17 protein-coding genes are annotated in these 26,122 nt (G+C 66.0%); 6 read left to right on the plus strand and 11 right to left on the minus strand.

Annotation, left to right across the window (positions count from 1 at the left end; genetic code table 11):
• The first annotated feature begins 10 nt into the window (after positions 1-10).
• Genes ACN0X6_RS23210 through ACN0X6_RS23230 form a run of 5 tightly spaced genes read left to right on the plus strand, consistent with a single transcriptional unit; the run spans position 11 to position 10,798 of the window.
• Positions 11-3,934: a PAS domain S-box protein gene (locus ACN0X6_RS23210; protein ID WP_417707553.1), complete on the plus strand. Its 3,924-nt coding sequence runs from the start codon at positions 11-13 to the stop codon at positions 3,932-3,934.
• Positions 3,931-5,853 carry an ATP-binding protein gene (locus ACN0X6_RS23215; RefSeq protein ID WP_417707555.1) on the plus strand — a complete coding sequence of 641 codons (1,923 nt, stop codon included), beginning with the start codon at positions 3,931-3,933 and terminating at the stop codon, positions 5,851-5,853. Before ACN0X6_RS23210 ends, ACN0X6_RS23215 begins: the two co-directional genes overlap by 4 nt.
• Positions 5,850-8,747, plus strand: coding sequence for a CHASE domain-containing protein (locus tag ACN0X6_RS23220; protein ID WP_417707557.1), 2,898 nt, complete (start codon positions 5,850-5,852; stop codon positions 8,745-8,747). The genes ACN0X6_RS23215 and ACN0X6_RS23220 overlap by 4 nt, the downstream gene beginning before the upstream one ends.
• Complete coding sequence (locus tag ACN0X6_RS23225) at positions 8,740-9,126, plus strand: response regulator (protein WP_125836202.1); 387 nt, start codon at positions 8,740-8,742, stop codon at positions 9,124-9,126. Before ACN0X6_RS23220 ends, ACN0X6_RS23225 begins: the two co-directional genes overlap by 8 nt.
• The gene (locus ACN0X6_RS23230; RefSeq protein ID WP_417707559.1) at positions 9,119-10,798 is read left to right on the plus strand and encodes a diguanylate cyclase; all 1,680 of its coding nucleotides are present in this window, start codon (positions 9,119-9,121) and stop codon (positions 10,796-10,798) included. The genes ACN0X6_RS23225 and ACN0X6_RS23230 overlap by 8 nt, the downstream gene beginning before the upstream one ends.
• Before the next feature lie 104 nt (positions 10,799-10,902).
• Here ACN0X6_RS23230 and cysW read toward each other — a convergent pair whose 3' ends face one another.
• From cysW to ACN0X6_RS23250, 4 genes are all read right to left on the minus strand, one after another.
• The gene (gene cysW, locus ACN0X6_RS23235; RefSeq protein WP_417707560.1) at positions 10,903-11,730 is read right to left on the minus strand and encodes a sulfate ABC transporter permease subunit CysW; all 828 of its coding nucleotides are present in this window, start codon (positions 11,728-11,730) and stop codon (positions 10,903-10,905) included.
• The gene (gene cysT / locus ACN0X6_RS23240) at positions 11,727-12,566 is read right to left on the minus strand and encodes a sulfate ABC transporter permease subunit CysT (protein ID WP_417707562.1); all 840 of its coding nucleotides are present in this window, start codon (positions 12,564-12,566) and stop codon (positions 11,727-11,729) included. Before cysT ends, cysW begins: the two co-directional genes overlap by 4 nt.
• A gap of 253 nt (positions 12,567-12,819) precedes the next feature.
• Complete coding sequence (gene cysP / locus ACN0X6_RS23245; RefSeq protein ID WP_417707564.1) at positions 12,820-13,836, minus strand: thiosulfate ABC transporter substrate-binding protein CysP; 1,017 nt, start codon at positions 13,834-13,836, stop codon at positions 12,820-12,822.
• A gap of 322 nt (positions 13,837-14,158) precedes the next feature.
• Entirely contained in the window at positions 14,159-14,797 is a 639-nt protein-coding gene (locus ACN0X6_RS23250; protein ID WP_315286433.1) for a peroxiredoxin, read from the minus strand.
• A gap of 117 nt (positions 14,798-14,914) precedes the next feature.
• Between ACN0X6_RS23250 and ACN0X6_RS23255 the strand changes: the two genes are divergently transcribed.
• Positions 14,915-15,391 carry a GNAT family N-acetyltransferase gene (locus tag ACN0X6_RS23255; protein ID WP_315286434.1) on the plus strand — a complete coding sequence of 159 codons (477 nt, stop codon included), beginning with the start codon at positions 14,915-14,917 and terminating at the stop codon, positions 15,389-15,391.
• Here ACN0X6_RS23255 and ACN0X6_RS23260 read toward each other — a convergent pair.
• The 7 genes from ACN0X6_RS23260 to chrA form a co-directional block, all read right to left on the minus strand.
• Positions 15,367-16,059 carry a response regulator gene (locus ACN0X6_RS23260; protein ID WP_315286435.1) on the minus strand — a complete coding sequence of 231 codons (693 nt, stop codon included), beginning with the start codon at positions 16,057-16,059 and terminating at the stop codon, positions 15,367-15,369. The genes ACN0X6_RS23255 and ACN0X6_RS23260 overlap by 25 nt on opposite strands.
• Positions 16,059-18,710 carry a DUF4118 domain-containing protein gene (locus tag ACN0X6_RS23265; RefSeq protein ID WP_417707566.1) on the minus strand — a complete coding sequence of 884 codons (2,652 nt, stop codon included), beginning with the start codon at positions 18,708-18,710 and terminating at the stop codon, positions 16,059-16,061. The genes ACN0X6_RS23260 and ACN0X6_RS23265 overlap by 1 nt, the downstream gene beginning before the upstream one ends.
• Positions 18,711-18,720: 10 nt before the next feature.
• Positions 18,721-19,278 (minus strand): potassium-transporting ATPase subunit KdpC, encoded by a 558-nt coding sequence (gene kdpC, locus ACN0X6_RS23270; RefSeq protein ID WP_315286439.1) that lies wholly within the window; start codon positions 19,276-19,278, stop codon positions 18,721-18,723.
• Positions 19,279-19,510: 232 nt separating this feature from the next.
• Positions 19,511-21,568 carry a potassium-transporting ATPase subunit KdpB gene (gene kdpB, locus ACN0X6_RS23275; RefSeq protein WP_417707568.1) on the minus strand — a complete coding sequence of 686 codons (2,058 nt, stop codon included), beginning with the start codon at positions 21,566-21,568 and terminating at the stop codon, positions 19,511-19,513.
• A 13-nt stretch (positions 21,569-21,581) separates the two neighbouring features.
• Positions 21,582-23,270, minus strand: coding sequence for a potassium-transporting ATPase subunit KdpA (gene kdpA, locus ACN0X6_RS23280; protein ID WP_417707569.1), 1,689 nt, complete (start codon positions 23,268-23,270; stop codon positions 21,582-21,584).
• Between the two features lie 10 nt (positions 23,271-23,280).
• A complete protein-coding gene (locus ACN0X6_RS23285; protein WP_021490657.1) occupies positions 23,281-23,370 on the minus strand; it encodes a hypothetical protein in 90 nt (29 codons plus the stop codon).
• Between the two features lie 420 nt (positions 23,371-23,790).
• Positions 23,791-25,125: a chromate efflux transporter gene (gene chrA, locus ACN0X6_RS23290; protein ID WP_417707571.1), complete on the minus strand. Its 1,335-nt coding sequence runs from the start codon at positions 25,123-25,125 to the stop codon at positions 23,791-23,793.
• Between the last annotated feature and the right edge of the window lie 997 nt (positions 25,126-26,122).

Here is a 26,122-nt window from a genome sequence, read left to right on the forward strand (position 1 = left end):
GGCGCGACGAATGAGTAAACCCAGGCTGGGTCATCGCGGGTTCGGTCAATTCAACGCCAGCCGCTGGGGCGCCGGCCGCCAAGATGCGGGCCACCGGGACGCCGGCCGCCGAGATGCGGACCATTGGATAGTCATCGGTGGCAGCTTGTGCCTGGCGCTGTTCTTCGCCTTTCTCGGGCGCCAGGCGCTGAACGAGCGCGAAGCCCTCTGGCAACTGCAGATCAGCAAGCAGGCAGACATTCAGCGCATGGCCCTGAACAGCACCCAGCATGGGCTGCAGGAACGCACGCAACTGCTGGCGGAGACCATCGCCGCCGATGCCTGGGTAACGGAGCTGGTACGCCAGGCTCACGCTCTGCCGGAGAGCGATCTGGAAAGCCTGGCCAGTATCCGCAGCCAGCTCTACACCCGCCTGGCGCCACGCTGGCGCAACCTGCAGGCGCGCCAGCCGTTTCGCCTCTACGTGCACCTGGCGCCGGACGTCAAGGTGCTGCTGCGGGTACACGAACCCGAGCATTTCGGCGACCTGCAGATCGGTTGGCGCCCGATGGTGCTGGAGGCACTGCGCAGCGCCAGCAGCCAGGCCGGCCTGGGTCTGACCCGCGGCAGCATCGGCATGCGCGCCATCGCCCCGCTGCTGGCCGAGGGCAACAACGGTCCCCAGCAGGTCGGCGCCATCGAAGTGGCCATGGGCGTGCTCGACGATCTCGCCCAACTGGACCAGGAATTCGACAGCGGCGTTGCTCTGCTACTGCGCGAGGATCTGCTGCTGGACTCGGGCAGCGGCGAAGAACTACGCGGACTGGCCAGCGACAGACAGCGCTGGCGACTGATGGACCATTCGCGGCCCCAGGTCCTGGCCTGGCAACAGCAACAGCGACTGCCTCCCCCTACTGAGGGCGACAGCGTACGCCTGCTGGACGACGGTGAACGCCATTATCTGGTCAATCAGATGGCGCTGAGCAGCTACCGGCAACGTCACGACCCCAGCGCAGAGCCACTGGCGGTTGCACTGATCTGGCACGACGTCAGCGATCAGTTCAATCTGCACCGCAGCGACAAGCGCTGGCTGGTGATCAAATGGCTGCTCGCCTGGTGCGGCGCCGAGGCCCTGCTGCTGGTTCTGTTACGCAGCACCCGGCGCAGCACGCAACGCCTGATGCAGCGCCAGCAGGCGGCGCTGCGCGCGCTCAACGAGATCGCTGCGCTGCCCAGCCTGAGCCGCACCGAGCAACTGCGCCAGGCGCTGCGCCTGGGCGCCGAGCATTTCGGCATGCCGCTGGGCATCATCAGCCGTATCGAGGGCGAGCAGTATCAGGTGCTGGTACAGGTATCTCCCGACGGCGCCCTCAGCGACGGCCAACTGTTCGAACTGGGCGACACCTACTGCAGCCTGGCCTTGCAGCAGAACGATGCACTGGCCATCGCCCACATGGCCGACTCGCCGCACAGGCGCCATCCCTGTTATCGCCAGTTCGTCCTGGAAAGCTATATCGGCACCGCCGTGCGCGTGGCCGGCAAGCCTTTCGGCACCCTGGCCTTCGCCAACCCGGAGCGGCGCAGGCAGCCGTTCGATGAGGCCGACCGCGACTTCCTCGGCCTGTTCGCCCGCTGGGTCGGCGCCATTCTGGAACGCCAGCAGCAGGAGCGCGCCGTGCGCGCGGCACGCGCCTATCTGCAAGCAGTGCTGGACTCGGCCACCGGGGTGTCGATCATCGCCACCGACACGCTCGGCATCATCAGCCTGTTCAATCGCGGTGCCGAACGCCTGCTCGGCTACAGCGCCGAGGAAATGGTTGGCCATCGCACCCCGGCGGTCATTCACCTCGAGGAGGAAATCCAGACTCGCGCCGCCGAGCTGAGCGAGGTCGCCGGCCAACCGCTGGAGGGCTTCGAAGTCTTCGTGCACAACGCCCGTGGCGGCGACCCGGAAACCCGCCAGTGGACCTATCGCCACAAGGACGGCAGCCTGCGCCAGGTCAACCTCACCGTCAGCGCCATGTTCGACGAGAATGGCCAGATCACCGGCTTTCTCGGCATCGCCAGCGATATCAGCGAGTTGCAACAGACCACCCGTGCGCTGCAGAAGAGCGAGAGTCGCTTCCGCGGCCTGGTGGCCAACCTGCCAGGCGTGGTGTATCGCTGCGCCAACGACGCGGACTGGAGCATGCGCTACGTCAGCGATGAAATTGCCAACCTCAGCGGTTACCCGACCAGCGACTTCATCGACAACCAGGTGCGCAGTTTTTCCAGCATCGTGCATCCCGATGACCTCCCCATCACCTACCGCGCCGGCGAGGCCATAAAGCGCCAGGAAAGCTTCGAACTGACCTACCGCCTGCGCCACGCCGATGGTCATAACGTCTGGGTGCGCGAGAAGGGCCGCGGCGAGTACGACAGCAACGGCAAGCTCCTGTGGATCGATGGCTTCATCTGGGACATCAGCGAGCGCCAGGCCATGGAGGACGAACTGCGCCTGAGCCAGCGGCGTTTTCTCAATGCCTTCAATACTGCGCCACAGGGCATGGCTCTGGTCGGCCCGGACGGCCGCTGGCTGGAGGTCAACGACGAGCTGTGCCGCATGCTCGGCTACAGCCGCGAGCAATTGCAGGCCTGCACCAACCAACAGGTCACCCATCCAGACGATGTCGATGCAGATCGGCAAAGCGTCGCCGATCTGCTGGCCGGGCGGCTCAACACCTACCAGATCGAGAAGCGCTACCTCGACAGACTGGGGCGCACGCTCTGGGTACTGCTCAGCGTGTCACTGGTGCGTGATGGAGACGGCCTACCCGTGCACTTCGTGCTGCAGATCCAGGACTTCAGCGACCGCGTCGCCGCCGAGCGCGCGGTGCGCGAGCGCGAGCACTACCTCAGAACCCTGCTCGACAACGTCATCGACGCCATCGTCACCATCGACGAGCGAGGCCATATCGAGACCTTCAACCATGCCGCCGAACAGATCTTCGGCTACAGCCAGCACGAGGTGGCCGGGCGCAACGTCAAGCTGCTGATGCCCGATCCCTTGCAGAGTGCCCAAGACGGCTACCTCGGCCACTACCAGAGCAGCGACCAGAACAGCGGCAAGGCGCGCATCATCGGCCTGGATCGCGAGGTCGAGGGCCTGCGCCGCAATGGCGAGGTGTTCCCCATGGAGCTGGCGGTGTCGCAGATCAGCCATCAGGGCCAGCGCCGCTATATCGCGGTGATCCGTGATATCACCGAGCGCAAGCGCATCGAGCAGATGAAGAACGAATTCGTCTCCACCGTCAGCCATGAGCTGCGCACCCCACTCACGGCCATCGCCGGTTCGCTCGGACTGATCAACGGCGGTGCGCTCGGCGCCGTACCGGAGAGCATGCGCCAGATGCTGGCCATCGCCCACAGCAACAGCCAGCGTCTCAGCGCCCTGATCAACGACCTGCTGGACATCGACAAACTGGTCGCCGGCAAGATGCAATTCGATATGCAGGCGCGCGCACTGCAGCCACTGCTGGAACAGGCGCTGCTGCACAACCAGCCCTATGCCGAGCAGCACCAGGTGGCGTTGCGTCTGCAGGTCGAAGGTGACGCCCAGGTGCGGGTCGACGCCCAGCGCCTGGCCCAGGTGATGGCCAACCTGCTGTCCAACGCCGCCAAGTTCTCGCCAGCAGGTGCCAGCGTCGACGTGCGCCTGCAGCATTGCGGCGAGGTCCTGCGCGTCAGCGTCTCGGACAGCGGTCCCGGCATACCGGAAGCCTTCAAACCGCGCATCTTCAGCAAGTTCTCCCAGGCCGATTCCGGTGACACCCGACAACAGGGCGGCACCGGGCTGGGGCTGGCCATCTGCAAGGAAATCATCGAACGCATGGGCGGCCATATCGGCTTCGACTCGTCCCCGGGTCAAGGTGCTACCTTCTGGTTCGAACTACCGATCACCGGGAGCGCTTCATGAGCCAAGCCCCGATACCCAGCAACGAGCAGGAACGCCTGGCCGCCCTGCGCGCCCTGGAACTGCTCGACAGTCCGGCCGAAGCGATGTTCGACCACATCACCGCGTTGGCCGCAGAAATCTGCGGCACCCCCATCGCCCTGATCTCGCTGATCGATGCCCAGCGCCAGTGGTTCAAGAGCCGGGTCGGCCTGGATGTCGAGCAGACCGCTCGCGAGCTGGCCTTCTGCGCCCACGCGGTGGCCGCCGACGCACCATTGGAAGTGGACAACGCGCTGGATGATGCGCGCTTTCGCGACAACCCGCTGGTCACTTGCGCCCCGCATATCCGCTTCTACGCCGGCGTGCCGCTGCATGACAGCCGGGGCCTGGCGCTCGGCACCCTGTGCGTGATCGACCGCCAGCCGCGCCACCTCGACAACCACCAGCGAGATCAACTGCAGCACCTGGCACAACTGACCGGGGAGTTGTTCGAGCTGCGCCTGCAGGCGCGCCGCCAGGCCGAGCAGAGCGCCATGCACCAGGCCATGCTGGACAACGCCGGCAGCGCAGTGCTGGTGCTGGACCCACAGGGCCGGGTGCTGCGCAGCAACCACGAAGCGCAGCAACTGCTGGGCCATTCGCCCGGCGATCTGGAGGACCAGTACCTGCCGCAGTTGCTGCTCGAGCCAGGCCAGTACGAGCGCCTGTGCACGGCCTGCAGCAGCGGGCCGCAGAGCACCGAGGGGCAGATGCGCGCACGCAGCGGACAGCACCTGCCGGTGCGCCTGAATCTCTCGCCGATCCGCGCCGAAGGCCAGCCGCTCCAAGGCTACCTGCTGGTGGCCAACGACCTCAGCCAGCGCGAAGAAGCGCGCCTGCGTCTGCAGCGCATCGCCGCACAGCTGCCGGGTATGGTCTACCAGTATCTGCTGCGCGCCGATGGCAGCAGTTGCTTCCCCTATGCCAGCGCCGGTATCCGCGACGTTTACGGCTGCACGCCAGAAGAAGTCAGCGAGGATGCCGGTCCACTCCTCGCCCGCCTGCATCCGGACGACGCGCCACAGGTGCACGCCGCCATCGCTCGCTCGGCTGCGACCCTGAGCACCTGGCATCAGGAGTACCGCGTCCTGCATCCGCTGCACGGCCCGCTCTGGCTCGAGGGACGGGCCGCACCGCAGCGCCTGCCTGGCGGCGAAACGCTCTGGCACGGCTTCATCAGCGATATCAGCGAACGCAAGCGCGGCGAGCAATTGCAGAACGAGTTCGTCTCCACCGTCAGCCATGAGCTGCGCACGCCGCTGACCGCCATCGCCGGCTCACTCGGCCTGATCAACGGCGGCGCCCTGGGCGCGGTACCGGAGCAGATGCAGCAGATGCTGGAAATCGCCCAGAGCAACAGCCAGCGTCTGCGCAAGCTGATCGACGAGCTGCTGGACATCGACAAACTGGTTGCCGGCAAGATGCGCTTCGATCTGCAGCCGCTGGCCCTGCGCCCGCTGCTGGAGCAGGCGCTGCACAGCAACCAGCCCTATGCCGAGCATCATCGGGTGCAACTGCTGCTGCTGCCGGGCATCGATTGCCAGGTAACCGCCGACGCCCAGCGCCTGGAACAGGTGCTGGCCAACCTGCTGGCCAATGCCGCCAAGTTTTCCTCCGCCGGACAGAGCGTGGAGCTGGCAGCCGTGCCCGGCGACGGCTGGGTGCGCATCAGCGTGCGTGATCACGGTCAGGGCATCGCACCGAACTTCAAGCCGCGCATCTTCAGCAAATTTGCCCAGGCCGATGCCGGCGACACCCGTCGCCAGGGCGGCACGGGCCTTGGCCTGGCGATCAGCAAGGAGATCGTCGAGCACATGGGCGGACGCATCGGCTTCGACTCCGTGGAGGGGCAAGGCAGCACCTTCTGGCTGGACCTGCCGCTGGCCGGGATGCAGCCATGAGCGACAACATCACGCTGCGCCTGCAGCTGCTCGGGCAGCTGTTCAGCCGCAACAACCTGCTGGCCTGGGGCGTGCTGGTGCTGGCGCTCGGCGCCACGCTGCTGGCCTGGGACAGCTTGCGCCAGAGTCAGAGCGCCTCCGCCACGCGCCAGCTCGAACTGCTCGCCGACGAAATCAGCGAGGCCATCGTCCAGCGCATGCATGATCAGGAAAGCATCCTGCTGGGCGTCGCCGCACTGCTCGATGCCAGCGAGGCGGTCAGTCGCGACGACTGGCGCACCTACGCACGCCGCCTGAATCTGCAACAACGCTACCCGGGTATCCAGGGCCTGGGGTTCAGCCAGGTGTTGCCCGCCGAACAACTGCACACCTTCGAAACCGAGGTGCGTGCCGAGGGCTACCCCAGCTTCCGCGTGCACCCGCCTGGTGAGCGCCCGCTGTATAGCGCCATCCGCTATATCGAGCCTTTCGCCGGACGTAATCTGGTCGCCTTCGGCTTCGACATGCTGTCCGAGCCGGTGCGCCAGGCCGCCATGCTGAGTGCCGCACGCAGCGGCCAGAGCCGCCTGTCCGGCCCTGTCACGCTGGTGCAGGAAACCCACGGCAAGGTCCAGCCGGGCCTGTTGCTGTACACCCCGGTGTACCGGCACGGCCAACCGCTGGACACTCCCGAGCAGCGCCTGGCCGCGCTGCGTGGTTTTGCCTACAGCCCCTATCGCGCGCACGACCTGATGCACGGCATCCTCGGTGCACGCCAACACGACCTGGAGTTCGAGCTCTATGCCGGCCCCGACGCGAATGCCGCCGCCCTGCTCTACAGCAGCGCTGGCGACGCCATCGAGATGCCTGCCGACACCCAGCGGGAGCTGGAACTGTTCGGCCAGCGCTGGTACCTGAACTTTCACTACGGCCCGGGGTTTCTCGACGCCGCCCATCGCGGCGAGGGCTCACTGCTGGCCCTGGGCGTCTGCATCAGCCTGCTGCTGTTCTTCCTGATCAGCAGCCTGAACCTGCGCCGCGAGCAGGTACAGCAGTTGGCCCAGCGCATCACCGAACAGCTGCACCGCAGCGAGGAGCGACTGGCGCTGGCGCTCAAGGGCGGCAATGACGGTTGGTGGGACATCGAGGTCAAGGCCGGCAGCTTCTTCGCCTCGGCCCATGGCTGGCAGATGCTCGGCTATCCAGAGCAGGGCCCGCCGGGCTTTGCCGTTGACCCCTGGGCCTGGGAAAACCTGGTGCACCCGGACGACCTGCCCGCCGCGCGCGCGCGTCTGAAACAGGCGCTGTCCACAGGCGCCAGCAACTTCACCATCGACTGTCGCCTGCTGCGTGTCGACGGCAGTGAACTGCCGGTGCTGCTGCGCGGCTACATTCAGCGCGACGCCAACGGCTATCCGCTGCGCATCACCGGCACCACCATGGACCAGAGCGAGGCCAAGCGCATCGAGCGCCTCAAGAGCGAGTTCGTCTCCACCGTCAGCCACGAGCTGCGCACCCCGCTGACCGCCATCGCCGGCTCGCTCGGCCTGATCAACGGAGGTGCCCTCGGTCCGGTACCGGAAAGCATGCGCACCATGCTGGGCATCGCCCAGGCCAACAGCCAGCGCCTCAACCACCTGATCAACGATCTGCTGGACATGGACAAACTGGAAGCCGGCAAAATGCAGTTCGACCTGCAACCCTGCGTGCTTGCCGCCCAGCTCCAGGAAGCACTGGACAGCAACCAGGCCTACGCCGACCGCCACCAGGTCGAGCTGCGCCTGCTCGACTGCGTGCCGGCCCGCGTACGGGTCGATGCCATGCGTCTGCAACAGGTACTGGCCAACTTCATCTCCAACGCCGTGAAGTACTCGCCGCCCGGCGCCGAGGTGTGCCTGCGCGCCGATGGCCGTGGCGCTCGCGTGCGCGTCGAGGTCAGCGACCAGGGCCCAGGCATCGCCGCCGAATTTCGCCAGCGCATCTTCAGCAAGTTCTCCCAGGCCGACGCCAGCGACAGCCGCAGCAAGGGCGGCACCGGCCTGGGCCTGGCGATCAGCAAGGAGCTGATCGAACGCATGGGCGGACAGATTGGCTTCGACTCGGTGGAAGGCCAGGGCGCCTGCTTCTGGTTCGAGCTGCCCACGCTGGCCGAAGCAGGCCTGCCCGCTGCCAGCGACGGCCGGCGCAGTCTGCTGGTGGTCGAGGACGAACCGGACATCGCCAACCTGCTGCGCCAGTTGCTGGAAGACGCCGGCTATCGCGTGCGCGTGGCCCACAGTCTGGACGAAGCACGCGCCCGCTTGCGCGAGGAATTACCCACCGCCATCAGCCTCGACCTGCGCCTGCCGGACGGCGACGGCATGCAACTGGTACAAGAACTGCGCGCCGATGCGCGCTATCGCGAGTTGCCGATTCTGGTACTCTCGGCCGCCTGTGAGGAGGGCCGTCTGGCGCTCGACGGAGTGCCCGCGCTGGACTGGCTGAGCAAGCCGATCGACCCGCAGCGCCTGCTCGCCAGCCTCGCCCAGGCCCTGCAGAATCTGCCGCAGAGCCCACGCGTGCTACACGTGGAAGACGATCAGGATCTGCGTCTGGTGGTCGCCGAACAGGGCCGCGAGCTGGCCGAGTTCGTTCCCGCCGACAGCCTCGCCGAAGCGCGTCGCCTGCTCGCCGAGCAGCCTTTCGACCTGGTTCTGCTCGATCTCGGTCTGCCTGACGGCAACGGCCTGGAACTGCTCGACGAGCTGCAGAACCAGCAGCCAGGGCTACCGGTGGCGGTGCTCTCGGCCAGCGAGATGGATGGCCATGAGCTGGCCGGGGTGAGCGCGGCGCTGGCCAAATCGCGCAATGATGGGCAACACTTCCTGCACATGCTCAACCGCCTGTTACCCGCCAAGGAGACTCGCCATGACTGAGCTCAAGCGCATCCTTCACGTCGAGGACGACCCCTCGATCCAGGCCGTGGCCAAGGTCGCTCTGGAAGCCGTCGGCGGCTTCCAGGTGCTGAGCTGCGCCAGCGGCCAGGAAGCGCTCGATCAGGTGCAAGGCTTCGCGCCCGACTTCATCCTGCTCGACGTGATGATGCCCGGCATGGACGGCCCGCAAACGCTGGAGAGGCTGCGCCAACTGGTGGACATCGGTGAAGTGCCGGTAGCTTTCATGACGGCCAAGGTCCAGCCCGGCGAGGTGGCTCATTACCGCAGTCTGGGCGCGCTCGACGTGATCGTGAAACCCTTCGATCCCATGCAGCTCGCTGCCCAGATCCGACAGATCTGGAGCCAACGCCATGGATAAACACGACGGCAACGCCATCCCTCAGACCCTGCAAGAGCGTCTGCAGCAGCTCGGCCAGCAGTTCGCCGAACGCCTGCGCCAGGAGCTTCCACACCTGACGCAGCAGGGCGAGCAGTTGCTCGAGGCCGATGACGAGCAGCGCAGGCACCTGTTGCAGGCACTGCGCGAACAGCTGCATCGCCTGGCTGGCAGTGCCGGCACCTTCGGTTTCGCCCAGCTCGGCCAGCAAGCCCGGGAGCTGGAACAGCAGGCCGAGCGCTGGCTGGAACACCGCCAACGCCTGCAGCACGAACTCGGCGAATTCATCGTGGCGCTGCAACGCCTGGGCAACCAGACCTCCAGCAGCGAGGCACCCGGCGCAGCGCAGCAGCAGATGCCACAGGCGCTACGCGGTGAAACCGAGTCGCGGCTGATCTACATCCTCGAGGATGAAATAGCCGTAGGCGAAAACATGCGCCTGACCCTGAACAATTTCGGCTACCAGGCCGAACACTTCAATTCCATCGCCGGTCTCGATGCTGCTCTGGAGCAGCAGATACCGGACGCGCTGATCGTCGACGTCAACCTGGCCAGCGAAGGCTGCAGCGGCCTGGACTATGCCGCACGCCTGCAGCAGCGCCTGGAAGTGCCCCTGCCGCTGCTGGTGCTGACGCATCAGGATGACTTCACCACCCAGTTGCAGGCGGTGCGTGCCGGGGCACTGGGTTTCTTCGCCAAGCCGGTGGACATTCCACAGCTGGAAAGCCGCCTGGAACGCTGCTTCGCCCAGCAGAGCGGCGAGCCCTACCGGGTGCTGATCGTCGACGACGACCGCGATCTGGCCAGCCGCTACAGCCTGGTGCTGCGCGACGCCGGCATGCTGGTGGAGTTTCTTCAGGAACCGTCACAGATCTTCGAGCACCTGCGCGACTTCAATCCCGAAGTGGTGCTGCTCGACGTCAACATGCCGGACTGCACCGGCCCTGAGCTGGCGCAGATCATCCGCTGCAACGACGACTGGCTGCGCATCCCGATCATCTATCTGTCGGCGGAAACCGATATCGGCAAGCAGATGAATGCACTGATCAAGGCCGGCGACGACTTCGTCACCAAACCGATTTCCGACAACGCCCTGGTCGCCACCGTGTTCTCCCGCGCTCAGCGCGCACGCCTGCTGTCCAACGCCCTGGCACGCGACAGCCTCACCGGCCTGCTCAAGCATGGCGATATCAAGGAGCAGGTGGCCATCGAACTGGAACGCGCGCTGCGCAGCGGCGACCGCGCCAGCGTGGTGATGCTGGATATCGATCACTTCAAGCGGGTCAACGACGAACATGGTCACGCCGCCGGCGACAACGTCATCCGCGCCCTGGCCAACCTGCTGCGCCAGCGCCTGCGTCGGGTCGACAGCCTGGGGCGCTATGGCGGCGAGGAGTTTCTCGCGGTACTGCCGGACTGCACCCCGGAGCAGGCCAAGCAGATCGTCGACGAGATTCGCGAACGCTTCGCCGAGCTGCGCTTCATCGCCGATGGCGGCGAATTCTCCTGCACCCTCAGTGCCGGTATCGCCGGCACCGACGTCAACAGCGACGCCGAGCAACTGCGTGAGCGCGCGGACAAGGCGCTATACGCCGCCAAACACAGCGGGCGCAATCAGGTGCAGGTCGCCACAGTGCAAGAGCATCGCGGCTGAAGCCGCTCCTACACCAGCACCGCAACCCGTAGGAGCGGCTTCAGCCGCGATAGAAGCACAGGCCGTGGATATCGCTCTTCACATCCACCGCACTCTCGTCCTGATCACGCCTCGGCGCGCTGCATCAGGCGGCGCTGGCGCCACTCCATGAAGGTTTTCAGGAACAGCGTAAGCAGCGCCATGCACGCCAGCAGGCCGGCAGCGGTGAAGGCGGCTGCGGGCTTGTAGTCGTTGTTGAGCTGGTCGACCAGAAGCGGCAGGGTCAGGGTCTGGTTGATGATGGTGCCGGACACCACCGACACCGCGCCGAACTCACCGACCGCACGGGCATTGGTCACCACCACGCCATACAGCAGCGCCCACTTGATCTTCGGCAGGCTGATGCGGCGGAAGATCTGCCAGCCGCTGGCACCCAGGCACATGGCGGCGGTTTCCTCGTCCTGGCCCTGGGTCTGCATCACCGGAATCAGGATGCGCGCCACATAGGGTGCGGTGACGAACAGGGTGACCATGACGATGCCCGGCCAGGCGAACATCAGTTGCAGGCCGTTATCGTAGAACCAGCGGCCGATGAAGCTTTCCAGGCCGTACACCACCAGGTAGCAAAGACCAGCGACCACCGGCGATACCGCGTAAGGGATGTCGATCAGCGTGGTCAGCAGCTTGCGACCACGGAAGTCGTAATGGGTCACGCACCAGGCCAGGCAGATGCCGAAGCACAGATTCAGCGGCACGGTGATCGCTGCCACCAGCAGGGTCAGGCCGATGGCGTGGAGCATGTAGTCCTCGCCGAGGTTGCTCCACAGCAGGCCCAAGCCACCAGCCAGCGCCTTGGTGAAGATCAGCGCCAGCGGCATCAGCAGAATCAGCGCCACCAGCATCAGACCGAGAACTACCAGCGCCCACTGGCGCCAATCCTGAGGTTTTTTCATCGACCTTGCCGTTGCCATGCGAACAGACGCCCCTGCACGACCTGCAGGAGGAACAGAAGAGTCAGCGACGCGAGCAGGATCACCGAAGCGATGGCCGCCGCCGCCGGGTAATTGAATTCCTGCAGACGGACGAAAATCATCAGCGAGCTGACTTCGGTCTGATAGGGAATGTTGCCGGCGATCATGATCACCGCGCCGAACTCGCCGAGGCTGCGAATGAACGCCTGCGAACCACCGGTGACCAGTGCCGGCGCCAGCGTCGGCAGGATCACCTTGCGGAAGGTCTGCAGGCGGCTGGCGCCGAGCGTGCGCGCGGCCTCTTCGTATTCCGAGCCGAGGTCCTGCAGCACCGGCTGCACGGTGCGCACCACGAAGGGAATACTGGTGAATACCATGGCCACCACGATACCGGCATAGGCATAGGCCACCTTGAAACCCAGCCACTGGCCGATCCAGCCGTTGGGCACCAGCAGCGTCGCCAGCGTCAGGCCGGCTACCGAGGTCGGCAGGGCGAACGGCAGGTCGATCAGCGCATCGACGATACGCCGACCGGGGAAGTCGTAGCGGGTGATGATCCAGGCCAGCAGCAGGCCGATCACCAGCACCGCCAGGGTCGAGTAGAAGGCCGCCGAGATGGTCACCTTGTAGGTCTGCACCACGCGCGGATCGCTGATGGCGAACCAGTACTGCGCCCAGGTCATGTCACTGACGTACAGCAGCAGCGCCGACAACGGCAGCAGGATCACCAGGGAGAGGTACAGCACACTGACGCCGAAGCTCAGGCCGAAGCCGGGCAACAGCGGGGTCTGCAGGAAGAACAGCGTCGGTTTACTCACGAAAAGCTCGGCTCTACAAATGCAGTTGGCCGCCAAGAAGGCGGCCAACGGACCATTACGATGCTTACTCAATGTCACAACACGAATCACATGTCGACATGTGCTCGGATGCTTCAGGGTAGGGTGCGCCGCGCGCACCGTGAAACTCGCAGTGCGTGCTTGGTGCGCACGGCGCACCCTACGAAAAGCCGTCCGACCGACAGTTGATCTGTGGCGTAACACCAGGGCGGGTTGCACCCGCCCTGAGTCCCGGTCAGCGGCCCGCCGCCAGAAGCTGGTCGAGGATACCACCGTTGTCGAAGTGCTTGGCGGTGATCTCGTCCCAGGTGCCGAGCACCTCGGTCGGGTTGATCAGACGCACCGGCGCGAACTGCGCCTTGGTCGCCTCGACCACTTCCGGGTTGTGCACACGGTAGTTGTAGCGAGTCAGCAGTTGCTGGATGTCCTTGCTGTACTGGAAGTCCAGGAAGGCCTTGGCCTGCTCGCGGGTGCCGCGCTCGTCGGCCACCTTGTCGACGATGGCCACCGGGAATTCGGCCAGCACGCTGACTTGCGGCACCACGATTTCCAGGTTGGCGGACTTGAACTCGTCGCCCTTGGCAATGTTGATCACTTCAGATTCGAAGGTCAGCAGCACGTCGCCCTGGCCGTTCTGGGCGAAGGCCACGGTGGCGCCACGGCCACCGGTGGGGAAGTTCTCGACGTTCTTCAGCAGCTTGCCGACGAAGGCCTTGACCTTCTCCTGGTCGCCGTTGAATTTCTCGTTGGCGAACAGCCAGGCGCCCAGGTAGCTGTAACGGGCGTTACCGGACGTCTTCGGGTTGGGGAATACCAGCTTCACGTCATCGCGAATCAGGTCGTCCCAGCTCTTGATGTTCTTCGGGTTGCCTTCGCGCACCAGGAAGGCGGTGGTGCTGTAGTACGGCGAGCTGTTGTTGGGGAACTGCTGAGCCCAGTCCTCACGCAGCAGCTTGCGCTTGGCCAGGATGTCCACGTCGGTCACCTGGTTGAAGGTGACCACGTCGACCTTCTTGCCCTGAATGATGTCCTGCGCCTGGCGCGAAGTGCCGGCGAAGGACTGGATGATCTTCACGTCCTTGCCGCTCTGCTGCTTCCAGTGCTCGACGAACAGCGGATTGATCTCGCCGAACAGCTCGCGGGCGATGTCGTAGGAGGCATTGTGGAATGGCGTATCGGCGGCAGCATGGCTCAGCGAGCCAGTCAGCAGGGTGGCGCTGGCCACGGTGGCCAGAACGATCTTCTTCAGCATCTAAGGCGTCCTTATCGAAAGAGGAACCTGCAGGCAGGCTATTTGATGGCGCGATTCTGCAGAAAAATCATATAGCTGAAAAATATCTTTTTATTTACTTGTTATAACCAAAGTGATTTTCGTGCAAAAAATGCCATTCAACTCCATTTCCCGGAGCGAGGTGACTTCAGGGTCCTGCGGTTTCGCGATGGAAGCTTCGGTGCCCCCACCCAGGCGAGTACTTCACTGCGCACCCAAACGCTGGCACACAGGTCCGGCAGCACTTCGCTGCCAAGGGGGCTGCTGGGCCACCGGACAGTGACACAACAGGCGTGTGCGCTACTCACTTGTTTGGCTGTGGCGTCAGACGCAGATAGGGTTTGACCGCGCGGTAGCCTTTCGGGAAGCGCTGCTTGAGCTCGGCTTCATCCTTGAGCGACGGCACGATCACCACCTCTTCACCGTCCTGCCAGTTGGCCGGCGTGGCCACCTTGTAGTTGTCGGTCAGTTGCAGCGAATCGACGACGCGCAGGATCTCGTTGAAGTTGCGCCCGGTACTGGCCGGATAGGTGATGGTCAGGCGCACCTTCTTGTTCGGGTCGATGACGAACAGCGAACGCACGGTCAGGGTGTCGTTGGCGTTCGGGTGGATCAGGTCGTAGAGGTCGGACACCTTGCGGTCGGCATCGGCGATGATCGGGAAGTTGACCACGGTGCTCTGCGTCTCGTTGATGTCATCGATCCACTTGAGGTGCGAATCCACCGGGTCGACCGACAGGGCGATGGCCTTGACGCCGCGCCTGGCGAATTCATCCTTGAGCTTGGCGGTGAAGCCCAGTTCGGTGGTGCACACCGGCGTGAAGTCAGCCGGGTGGGAGAAGAGGATGCCCCAGCTGTCACCCAGCCACTCGTGGAAACGAATGCGGCCTTCGCTGGAATCCTGTTCGAAATCGGGGGCGATGTCGCCCAGGCGGATGGTCATGATCGTGCTCCTTGGCAGCGGCTGGCGTGGTGCTCACTATGCTCAGAAACGAAACGAATTAAAAAGAATAGATAACGATTTATTTATAACCAAAAAATCATTCGAGAAAGGTTCGTCATGATCACTCCAAGCCTGCACAAGGTTCCCGGCGAGCAGGCGCCGGTGCATCTGCTGCTGGAAGCAGACCCCAGCACCAGCGTCATCGCCCGCTATCTCCAGGATGGCCATTGCGTGGTCGCACGCCTGGACGACGCGGTCGTCGGCGTCTACGTGATCAAGGCCCTGAGCGCCGAGACCTGGGAATTGATGAATATCGCCGTGGCGCCCGAGCACCAGGGCCAGGGCATTGGCGCCCTGCTGCTACGCCACGCCATCGACCAGGCGCGGCAACTCGGGGCGCAGCGCCTGGAGCTGGGCACCGGCACCTTCGGTCACCAGCTGAGCTTCTACCAGCGCGCCGGTTTTCGCGTGGTGGCGGTGGAGCCGGATTACTTCCCGCAGCACTACCCCGAGCCGCTGTTCGAGAACGGCCTGCAGCATCGGGATCGTCTGCGCCTGGCCTTGGTACTTCAAGCGGGCTCGCGCAGGCGATAACCCACGCCGGCCTCGGTGATCAGGTAGCGCGGCGCGGCCGGGTCGTCGCCGAGCTTCTGCCGCAGGTGGCCGACCACCACGCGCAGGTAGTGGCTGTCGCCGACGTGGCTGGGGCCCCAGATATCGCGCAGCAATTGCTGCTGGGTCACCACACGGCCGAGGTGCTGGGCGAGCAGCGCCAGCACCGCGTACTCCTTGGGCGTCAGGGCGACCTCATTGCCGTCGACAGTGACCCGGCGATAGGCCAGGTCGATGCTCAGGGCGCCACAGGCGATGCTCGCCGGCAAGGCTTCGCGGCCCTGGCCCTGGCGCAGCAGCACGCGCACGCGGGCGAGAAACTCCTGGATGCCGAACGGCTTGGTCACGTAGTCATTGGCACCGCCATCCAGCGCCAGCACCTTCTCGCCCTCGCTGGCGCGCACCGAGAGCACCAGCACCGGCACCTGGCTCCATTCGCGCAGGCCGCGCAGCACCTGCTGGCCGTCGAGGTCGGGCAGGCCGAGGTCGAGCACGACGAGATCGGGGTTGTGCAGCGCCGCCTGGGCCAGACCGTCTTCGCCGTTCGCCGCCTCCAGCACCCGGTAGTTCTGGGCGCTGAGGGCGATGCGCAGGAACTTGCGAATCTGCGCTTCGTCATCGATCAGCAGAATGCTCGGCCCTTGGCTCATCAGTCTTCCTCGGCGGCTTGCGGTTGCGCGATCAATGGCAGGTGCAGGGTCAGGCTGGCGCCACGGCCATCGAGCCCCTCGCCGACCGTGACGCGGCCGCCATGGGCACCGACCATACCCTGGCAGATCGCCAGGCCCAGGCCCGTGCCCTGGCCGCCGCGATCGCCCCGCGCTGCGGTGTAGAACATGTCGAAGATCTTCGCCCGTTCCGCCTCGGGAATGCCAGGCCCCTGGTCGGCGACGACGAAGCGCAGCGCCTGTTCGTCGTACTCCAGCGCCACCCGCAGACGGCCACCGGGCGGCGAGAAGCGCGCGGCATTCTCCAGCACGTTGATCAGTGCCTGCTCGATCAGCGCCGCATGCACGTACAGCAGCGGCGGTTCCGGCGGCAACAGGCATTCGACCTGCAGCGGCGCGAGCACCGCGCGCAGGCGTTGCAGGGCGCTGGCGACGATGTCGCTGGGCGCCACCCAGTCGCGCGCCAGCTTGAGCCCACCATGGCCGAGGCGGGTCATGTCGAGCAGGTTCTGAATGTAGCGGTCGAGGCGCTCGGCCTCGTCGCGGGTGCCCTCCAGCAGCTCGTTGCGGTCCGAGGCGGGGATCGCATCGCCCAGCGCCAGCAGGCTGTCGATGGAGCCGCGCATGGCGGTCAGCGGCGTGCGCAGGTCATGCGACACCGAGGCCAGCAACGCGCTGCGCAGCTCCTCGGTCTGCCCGTGCAGGCGCGCCGCTTCCAGTTCCTCGGCCAGCTGCGCGCGGGCCAGGGCCTGCGCCAGCGGCTGGCCCAGGGCAGCCACCAGGCGCCGACGCTCGTCCGCCAGCGGCGTGCCGTCGGCGCTCTGCAGACCGATCAGCAGCAGCGTCCCCTCCTCGCCGCACAGCGGCCACCACCACCAGCGACTGCCGGGCAGGGTGTCGGTGCCGAGACCGGCAGGTTGCTCGTGCTGCCAGGCCCAGTCGGTGGCGGCGCGCTCGGCATCGAGCAACTCGGCGTGCAGTCCCCCCTCATGGCGCCATTGCCCATCTGCGCTGCGCGACAGCAGGGTCAGCTGCATGTCCGCCCAGCCATCCAGTTGCTGCTCGGCCACGGCCAGCACGACCTGGCGATCGGCAGCGACGGTGAGCTTGCGCGACAGTTCCAGCAGCGCCGTGGTCTCGCCCTGCGCCTGCCGCAGCGCCTGCACCTGGCGCCGCTGGCGGCTGGCCAGGTTGCCGGTCAACCCGGCCATGAGCAGGAAGAACAGCAGGGTCAGCACATCCTCCTGCCGCTGGATGCGCAGGGTCAGGGTCGGCGGGATGAACAGGAAGTTGTAGGCCAGGAACGACAGCCCCGAGCACGCCAGCGCCGGCCCCAGGCTGCTGCGCACCGCCACCAGCAGCACGGCGGCGAGAAACACCAGGGAGATGTTCGGCAGCTCCAGCACCCGCGCCAGACCGAGGGAGATCAGCGTGGCACCGGCAGCAGCCAGCGTGGCCAGCAGGTAGTCACGCCAGCGCGGGGCGAGACGTGCACGCCGGCCAGCCCGTGGCTGCCCCCCTGCCGCATCCAGCACGCTCACCTCCAGCCCGGCCCCGGCAGCCAGCAGGCGCTCGCCGAGGCCACGACCGAACCAGCGCCGACGCAGGCGCCGTGTACTACTGCCAACCAGGATCAGGCTGGCGCGGCGCTCGCGGGCATGGTCGAGCAGCGTGCGCGCCACCGAGTCGCCGTGCAGCGTCACTACCTCACCACCGAGACGCTCGGCCAGGCGCAGCGCGGCTTGCAGACGGCCGCGCTGGTCCTCGTCCATGGCCTGGCGGCCGTCCACGTGCACCACCGACCAGGGCAGGTGACGCCGCTCGGCCACCCGGCAGGCGTGGCGCACCAGGCGCTCGGCCTCGCCATCGCCATCAACGCCCACCAGCAGGCGCCCGAGCACGCTGGGCGCGGCCTGGCCGAGCTGGCGGTAGCGTTGGTCGAGGTCGGCATCGACCCGCGCGGCGGCGGTCTGCATGGCCAGTTCGCGCAGCGCGGTGAGGTTGGTCGGCGAGAAGAAGGCATCGATGGCCGCGCGCGCCTGCTCGGGCATGTACACCTTGCCGTCGCGCAGGCGTTCGAGCAGCTCGCGCGGCGGCAGGTCGACCAGCTGGATCTCGTCGGCTTCCTGCAGCACCCAGTCCGGCACCGTCTCGCGCACCTGCACGCCGGTGATGTCGCGGACACGGTCGTTGAGACTTTCCAAGTGCTGGACGTTGACCGTGGTGTAGACGTCGATGCCGGCAGCAAGCAGCTCCTGCACGTCCTGCCAGCGCTTGGCGTGGCGGCTGCCGGGAGCGTTGCTGTGCGCCAGCTCATCGACCAGCGCCAGCTTGGGCGGGTCGGCGAGCAGGCCGTCGAGGTCCATCTCGCTGAGTTCAAGACCGCGATACGGCAGGCGCAGCGGTGGCTGCTGTGGCAGCCCCAGCAGCAGCGCCTCGGTCTCGCTGCGGCCGTGGCTTTCCACCACCCCGGCACGCAGCGCCACGCCCTGGCGCAGTTGCGCATGGGCGGCCTGGAGCATGGCGTAGGTCTTGCCCACGCCCGGCGCCGCGCCGAGAAACACCTTGAGCCGACCACGGCCTTCACGGGGCAGGTCGGCGAGCAGCGCTTCGGCGCGCAGGCTGTCGTTCATCGAGCACTCGTCACTGGGAAGAAGTGGGGGGATTGTCGACCAGCGCCAGGTTCAGCGCCAGCACATTGACCAGCGCCGGGCCGAACAGCGGGCGCTCGGTGTGCGCCTCGACCAGGCGCAGCAGCTCGGCTTCGGCCATGCCACGGGCCTGGGCGATGCGCGGCACCTGCCAGGTGACGGCCTCGGGCGACAGGTGCGGGTCGAGGCCACTGCCCGAGGTGGTCACCAGTTGCATCGGCACCGGCGTGTCACCGGCAAGGCCGGCGCTGGCCTGCTCGATGCGGGCAAACAGTTCCGGGTTGCTGGCCGCCAGGTTGCTGGCGCCGCTGGCCACGGTGGCGTAATCAGCAGCCGAGGGGCGCGAGTGGAACCACTGATCACCATCGAAGGCCTGGGCGATCAGACGGCTGCCACGCACCTCGCCGGTGTCGTCGCGCACCAGGCTACCGGCGGCCTGGTCGGGGAAGGCCAGGTGTGCCACGCCGGTAACGGTCAAGGGATAGGCGACCCCGACCAGCAGGGTCATGAAGGCCAGTGTGGTGATGGCAGGGCGGATTGAGTCGAGCATGATGAGTCTCCTGTTCAGATTGCCCCGGATTGCATCCGGGCTACGTCGCTTGGCTTGTGTCATTCGTCTTGGCACCGTGCCTGGCCATTTCGCGGATAAATCCGCTCCTACCGACCATGCATCCAAGCGCAGAGATGCTCTTGTAGGAGCGAATTCATTCGCGATGGTCTTGGCATCGTGTCCGACCATTTCGCGGATGAATCCGCTCCTACAGCACCTTCAAACAACACTGTTAAACCCAGCCCAACCCTACCAACAGCAGGTCGAGCAGCTTGATGCCGACGAAGGGCGCGACGAGCCCGCCCAGGCCGTAGATCAGCAGGTTGCGCCGCAACAGCTGGCCGGCATCCAGCGCGGGGATGCGCACGCCGCGCAGCGCCAGCGGGATCAGCGCGACGATGATCAGCGCGTTGAACACGATGGCCGAGAGGATCGCGCTCTGCGGGCTGTGCAACTGCATCAGGTTGAGCGCGCCGAGCTGCGGATGGATACCGGCGAACAGCGCCGGGAGGATGGCGAAGTACTTGGCCACGTCGTTGGCCACCGAGAAGGTGGTCAGCGCGCCGCGCGTCACCAGCAGTTCCTTGCCCACCTGCACCACGTCGATCAGCTTGGTCGGGTCGCTGTCCAGGTCCACCAGGTTGGCGGCCTCACGGGCGGCCTGGGTGCCGTCGTTCATGGCCAGGCCGACGTCGGCCTGGGCCAGCGCCGGAGCGTCGTTGGCACCGTCGCCACACATCGCCACCAGCTTGCCTTCGGCCTGCTCGGCGCGGATGCGCGCCAGCTTCTTCTCCGGCGTGGCCTCGGCGATCACGTCGTCCACACCCGCCTCGGCGGCGATGGCGGCGGCGGTCAGCGGGTTGTCGCCGGTCACCATGACGGTGCGGATGCCCATGGCGCGCAGCTCGGCGAAGCGCTCGCGGATACCCGGTTTGACCACGTCCTTGAGGTGAATGGCGCCGAGCAGACGCCCAGCCCCGGCCACCAGCAGCGGCGTGCCGCCACTCTGGGCGATCTTCTCCACCTCGCGCGCCAGCGGCGCCGGCAGATCATCACGGCCCAGGCCGAGGTAGGCCAGCACGGCGTCCACCGCGCCCTTGCGATAAGCCACGCCACCTACATCAGCACCGGACAGGCGCGTCTCGGCGCTGAAGGCGATCAACGTCATGCTGGCGCGGTCGGGCACCTCCATCGTGTGCAACGCCGCCAGGTACCCGACGATGGACTTGCCCTCCGGCGTGTCGTCGCCCTGCGAGGCCAGCAGCGCCGCCTCGGCCAGCTCCGGCGTGGACACACCTGGTGCCTTGAGCATGGCGCTGCAACGGCGGTTGCCGAAGGTGATGGTGCCGGTCTTGTCCAGCAGCAGGGTGTGCACGTCACCGGCGGCCTCCACGGCGCGGCCGGACTTGGCGATGACGTTCAGGCGCACCAGGCGATCCATGCCGGCGATGCCGATGGCCGAGAGCAGGCCGCCGATGGTGGTCGGGATCAGCGTCACCAGCAGCGCCGCCAGGTAGATCAGCGGCAGGTCGCCGTCGGCGAAACGGGCGAACGGCTGCAGCGTGGCCACCACCAGCAGGAAGATCAGGGTCAGGCCGATCAGCAGGATATCCAGCGCCACTTCGTTAGGCGTCTTCTGCCGGCGCGCGCCTTCGACCAGGGCAATCATGCGGTCGAGGGTGGACTCGCCGGGGTTGGCGCTGATTCTGACCAGCAGCCAGTCCGACACCAGCCGGGTGTTACCGGTGACCGCCGAGCGGTCGCCGCCGGACTCGCGAATAACCGGCGCGGATTCGCCGGTGATGGCGGCCTCGTTGACCGCCGCCACACCTTCGATCACCTCGCCATCACCGGGGATCAGCTCACCGGCCTCGACCCGCACCACATCGCCCTTGCGCAGGCTGCTGGCCGGTACGGACTGGAACTGCGCACCGACCTGCTTGTTCGCCATCAGCCCCTGGCTGCCGGACTTGAGGCTGTCGGCGCGAGCCTTGCCACGGCCCTCGGCCAGTGCTTCGGCGAAGTTGGCGAAGAGCACGGTGAACCACAGCCACAGGGCGATCTGCACGCCCAGGGCGGTGCTCACCGCCGGGTTGGGGACCAAGCACAGCACGCTGGTGACCAGCGCTGTCAGCTCCACCACCAGCATCACTGGCGAGCGCACCAGTTGGCGCGGGTCGAGCTTGACGAAGGCCTGCTTGAGGGCCGGGCGCCACAACGCGCCGAGGCCGGTCTGCGGCTGGCTGCTGGACGATTTGACGCTGCGTTGCGCCGTTACGGGGGCATTCATCACGGTTTCTCCTTCAGAACGCCAGGTATTCGGCCAGCGGGCCCAGGGCCAGCGCCGGCATGAAGGTCAGGCCACCCACCAGGAGGATGGTCAAGGTCAGCAGCACGACGAACAGCGGCCCATGGGTGGGAAAACTGTTCTGCCCCTGCGGCGCGGCGCGCTTGGCCGCCAGGCTGCCGGCAATCGCCAGCACCGGCAGGATGTAGCCGAAGCGCCCGAGCAGCATGGCCAGGCCGAGCATCAGGTTGTGGTAGGGGGTGTCGGCGGTGAAGCCGGCGAAAGCCGAGCCGTTGTTGCCGGTGGCCGAGCCGTAGGCGTACAGCGCCTGGCTGAAGCCATGTGGCCCGGGGTTGCCGATGGACGCCGCCGGCCCGGCGAAACTCACCGCCAGGGCGCCGAACACCAGCACGCCGACCGGCATCACCAGCAGCGTGGCGACCATCAGGCGCACCTCGCGAGCCTCCAGCTTCTTGCCCAGGTAGGCCGGCGTGCGGCCGATCATCAGGCCGGCGAGGAACACCGCGATCAGCACGAACAGCAGCATGCCGTAGAGGCCCGCGCCGACGCCGCCGAAGACGATCTCGCCCAGCAGCATGTTGACCAGCGGCACCAGCCCGCCCAGGGCGCTGAAGCTGTCGTGCATCGCGTTCACCGAACCGTTGGACGCCGCCGTGGTGGTGGTCGCCCAGAGCGCCGAGGCGAAGCTGCCGAAGCGCGCCTCCTTGCCCTCCAGCGAGCCGACCTGCTCGATGGGCAGCCCCGCCAGCGCCGGGTTCGGCTGCAACTCCGCCCAGGCGCAAACAGCCAGGCCGATGACGAACAGCACCAGCATGCTGGCCAGGATCGCCCGACTCTGGCGCAGGTCACGCACGTAATGGCCGAAGGTGAACACCAGCGCCGCCGGAATCAGCAGGATCGACGCCAGCTCCAGCAGGTTGCTCAGCGCCGTGGGGTTTTCGAACGGATGCGCCGAGTTGACGCCGAAGAAGCCGCCGCCGTTGGTGCCCAGTTGCTTGATCGCAATCTGGCTGGCCGCCGGCCCCATCGGCAGGGTCTGCTCGCTGCCTTGCAGGGTAGTGGCCGAGACGTAGTCGCTGAAGTTTTGCGGCACGCCCTGCCACACCAGCAGCACCGCCAGCACCAGGCACAGCGGCAGCAGGCCGTAGAGCACGGCGCGGGTGATGTCGACCCAGAAATTGCCCAGGCGGTCGCTGGACTGCCGCGCCAGGCCCCGGCACAGCACCACCAGCACCGCCAACCCCACCGCCGGGCTGACGAAGTTCTGCACCCCGAGGCCGAGCATCTGGCTGAAATAGCTCAGCTGCGCCTCGCCGCTGTAGGCCTGCCAGTTGGTGTTGGTGACGAAGCTCACCGCCGTGTTGAACGCCAGTGGCAGGCTCAGTCCGGCGAGCTGCTGCGGGTTGAGCGGCAGAGCGCCCTGCAACAGCAGAATGCTCATCAGCGCCAGCAGGCAGACCAGGGTGAAGGCCAGCAGCGCCAGGGCGTAGCCGCGCCAGCTTTGCTCACGCTCCGGGTCGACGCCGGCCACGCGGTAGCACAGGCGCTCCACCGGCTGCAGCACCGGGCTGAGCCAGGTGCGCTGGCCCTCCATCACGCGGTAGAAGTAGCGTCCGAGAAAAGGTGCCGGCGCCAGCACCAGCAGGAAGAAGGCCGCCAGCAGCAGCCAGTCGTAGTCGTGCATGGCCGTCTCCTCAGCCGCGCCCGGCGGTCAGCAGCGCCGACAGCAGGTAGGCGAAGAGGCCGACCACCAGGATCAGCGACACACCATCGATTGCGTTCATGTGCAAAGCTCCACGATGCGGGGAATCCGCTCGCGAGCATTGTCGAAAGGCTGGCCGTAAAGATTCGATTGGCGCCCCGCCGCCGGGGCGTAAAGAAATCGTATTGATGCAGTGGGATCAGCCCTGTGGGAGGCGCTTCAGCGGCTACTTGTCCAGGCCTAGCGGCTGTCGCGGCTAAAGCCCCTCCCACAAAAGCCCTGGCAGCGCGCTCCCGTAGGGCGGGTTAGCGGCGCAGAACACCGCTCCCACAGCCACGCACGAACTTGAAGCGCCGCGTAACCCACCAAGCACTCCCAAGCCACCACTACTCAACAAAGCGCATACCTGTAGGGTGGGTTAGCGGCGCAAGAACACCGCTCCTAGGGCCGCGCCCCCACCTCAAGCGCCGCGTAACCCACCAAGCGATCGCAAGCCCACCACTCAAACCAACACATGCACCACCAACCCCACCAGCGCACAGGCCACCAGCGTCTCGATCACCCCGCGCTTGAAGCCCAGCAACGCCACGCCCGCACCGAGGGTAATCAACGCCGACACCCAATCGAACGTGCCGGCGAAGCCTTCGGGCCAGAGCACGTGATAACCGAAGAACAGCGCCAGGTTGAGGATCACCCCAACCACGGCAGCGGTGATCCCGGTCAGCGGCGCGGTGAACTTCAACTGCCCGTGGGTCGACTCCACCAGCGGCCCGCCGGCGAGGATGAACAAGAATGACGGCAGGAAGGTGAACCAGGTGACCAGCAGCGCCGCCAACGCACCGCTGGCGAAGGCCGAATCGCCGCCGAACACCGGCTGGCCATAGGCACCGACGAACGCGACGAAAGCCACCACCATGATCAACGGCCCCGGCGTGGTCTCGCCCAGCGCCAGGCCATCGATCATCTGTCGCGGTGTCAGCCAGCCGTAATGTTCGATGGCGCCTTGATACACGTAGGGCAGCACCGCATAGGCACCGCCGAAGGTCAGCAGCGCCGCCTTGGTGAAGAACCAGCCCATCTGCGTCAGCGTGCCCTGCCAGCCGAACACCAGGGTCAGCAGGCCCATCGGCAGCAACCAGAGCACCGCACCGACCAGGAGGATCAGCACCAGCCGGCTGGAGCGAAAATGCGTGTGCGCCAGGCGCGTCTCGTCATCGATCAACGCCGGCGCATGCGCCCCGCCCGCCTCGCCATGCCCGGCACCGACGGCGAAGTGCTGCGGCGCCAACCACCCGCCGATGTACCCCACCAGCGCGGCGCCCAGCACGATCAGCGGGAACGGCAGTTGCAGCGCGAAAATGGCGACGAAGGCCGCCGCCGCGATGGCCCACAGCCAGGCGTTCTTCAACACCCGCCCGCCGATGCGCCAGGCCGCCTGCACCACGATGGCCGTCACCGCCGGCTTGATGCCGTAGAAGATCCCCGCCACCAGCGGCACATCGCCGAACACCAGATAGACCCAGGACAGCGCGATCAGGATAAACAGCGACGGCAGCACGAACAGCGCCCCGGCAATCACCCCGCCCCAGGTGCGGTGCATCAGCCAGCCGATATAGGTGGCCAACTGCTGCGCCTCCGGCCCCGGCAGCAACATGCAGTAATTCAGTGCATGCAGGAAACGCCGCTCGGACAGCCAGCGGCGCTTCTCCACCAACTCCTGGTGCATGATCGAAATCTGCCCCGCCGGCCCACCGAAACTGATCAGCCCCAGCTTCAGCCAGAACCAGAAGGCCTGCAGAAAACTGACCGGGGCGGGACGTTCAGGCGAGTCGGACATCGGCGGGCTCCATCGGCGGATAAATCGACCGGCCACTATAGCCACGAAACATGACAGCCGCGCGACACCGTACGAAAAACCACCAGCCCCACGCAGCCCTTGTCCCACCTGGGCTGGAAGAGTTTTCCCGCATCTTATCCACAGCGCTTTCCCCAGATTCTGTGCACGACACCCGGCAACACGTCCCCGCCCTGCCCGGGTGTTGAAAATTCGAGCCAAGTGATTGATTAAAAGCGGTATTCCGTCTGGCAATAACGCCAGCAAAGCGTCATTGAGCAAAAACTATACGGCTTACTGAGGCCCGCTTGAATGCTAGGTGCGGAGCGCTTTTGCAAAGGTTATCCACAGCGCTGCACACAGAATTTGTGGGTGGCTGTGAGCAGGTTTGGCTCGCCCGTCTCTCCCATGGAAAACGCCCCACGTAGCATTTCGCCAATGAGGCATGGACAACGCAGCGGTGGATGGCAGGACCAAAAGAAGACAGATTTATTTACTGCCTTCGCGTTCAGAAGCCCGGTGCGCACGGCGCACCCTACGATAAGAGCGCCGATGCATCAGGCGCGCGAGTAGCTCCTTCAGGAGGGTGAGCGGAATCGCCGTGGAAGAGGTTGAGCGGCATCGATGCCACGACGACTGCATGGATGCAGGAGGTAGAGCGACGCAGGATGCCAAAGCCGAGAGCTGCGATGGTGGGGACGCCTAGCTCGGGTGGTGGGGCGGGCGGTTTTGGTTACTTTTGTAGGACGGCCATCCGGAGATAAAAACGACTCGCCCGAGGGAGGCGAAACCAGAAACATCGGTCAAACAGTTAATCCAGGCGACCGCTACCCTCTGCACGAAAAGCACTTTTATTCGAATGAAACTATTGGTTCCACGCCCACCATGCCCCGATGCCTCGAACAGATAAAGGCCCCGGATTTCATCCGGGCTTGTATGTTCGTCAGGCACTCTAAAGTGGAAGAGGTAAGCCAAAAGAGTGCCGAGGCGGAGGGACTAT

It is taken from the genome of Pseudomonas sp., assembly GCF_048269965.1.
Taxonomy (GTDB): Bacteria; Pseudomonadota; Gammaproteobacteria; order Pseudomonadales; family Pseudomonadaceae; genus Aquipseudomonas.

What these genes read in the sequence shown, in the direction of transcription:
- ACN0X6_RS23215 (WP_417707555.1), top strand. Translation starts at nt 3,931, where the DNA reads ATGAGCCAAGCCCCGATACCCAGCAACGAGCAGGAACGCCTGGCCGCC.
- ACN0X6_RS23250 (WP_315286433.1), bottom strand. Translation starts at nt 14,797, where the DNA reads ATGACCATCCGCCTGGGCGACATCGCCCCCGATTTCGAACAGGATTCC.
- ACN0X6_RS23285 (WP_021490657.1), bottom strand. Translation starts at nt 23,370, where the DNA reads ATGAACGCAATCGATGGTGTGTCGCTGATCCTGGTGGTCGGCCTCTTC.
- chrA (WP_417707571.1), bottom strand. Translation starts at nt 25,125, where the DNA reads ATGTCCGACTCGCCTGAACGTCCCGCCCCGGTCAGTTTTCTGCAGGCC.
- ACN0X6_RS23220 (WP_417707557.1), top strand. Translation starts at nt 5,850, where the DNA reads ATGAGCGACAACATCACGCTGCGCCTGCAGCTGCTCGGGCAGCTGTTC.
- kdpA (WP_417707569.1), bottom strand. Translation starts at nt 23,270, where the DNA reads ATGCACGACTACGACTGGCTGCTGCTGGCGGCCTTCTTCCTGCTGGTG.
- ACN0X6_RS23255 (WP_315286434.1), top strand. Translation starts at nt 14,915, where the DNA reads ATGATCACTCCAAGCCTGCACAAGGTTCCCGGCGAGCAGGCGCCGGTG.
- kdpC (WP_315286439.1), bottom strand. Translation starts at nt 19,278, where the DNA reads ATGCTCGACTCAATCCGCCCTGCCATCACCACACTGGCCTTCATGACC.
- ACN0X6_RS23210 (WP_417707553.1), top strand. Translation starts at nt 11, where the DNA reads ATGAGTAAACCCAGGCTGGGTCATCGCGGGTTCGGTCAATTCAACGCC.
- kdpB (WP_417707568.1), bottom strand. Translation starts at nt 21,568, where the DNA reads ATGAATGCCCCCGTAACGGCGCAACGCAGCGTCAAATCGTCCAGCAGC.
- ACN0X6_RS23260 (WP_315286435.1), bottom strand. Translation starts at nt 16,059, where the DNA reads ATGAGCCAAGGGCCGAGCATTCTGCTGATCGATGACGAAGCGCAGATT.
- ACN0X6_RS23225 (WP_125836202.1), top strand. Translation starts at nt 8,740, where the DNA reads ATGACTGAGCTCAAGCGCATCCTTCACGTCGAGGACGACCCCTCGATC.
- cysW (WP_417707560.1), bottom strand. Translation starts at nt 11,730, where the DNA reads ATGAAAAAACCTCAGGATTGGCGCCAGTGGGCGCTGGTAGTTCTCGGT.
- ACN0X6_RS23230 (WP_417707559.1), top strand. Translation starts at nt 9,119, where the DNA reads ATGGATAAACACGACGGCAACGCCATCCCTCAGACCCTGCAAGAGCGT.
- ACN0X6_RS23265 (WP_417707566.1), bottom strand. Translation starts at nt 18,710, where the DNA reads ATGAACGACAGCCTGCGCGCCGAAGCGCTGCTCGCCGACCTGCCCCGT.
- cysP (WP_417707564.1), bottom strand. Translation starts at nt 13,836, where the DNA reads ATGCTGAAGAAGATCGTTCTGGCCACCGTGGCCAGCGCCACCCTGCTG.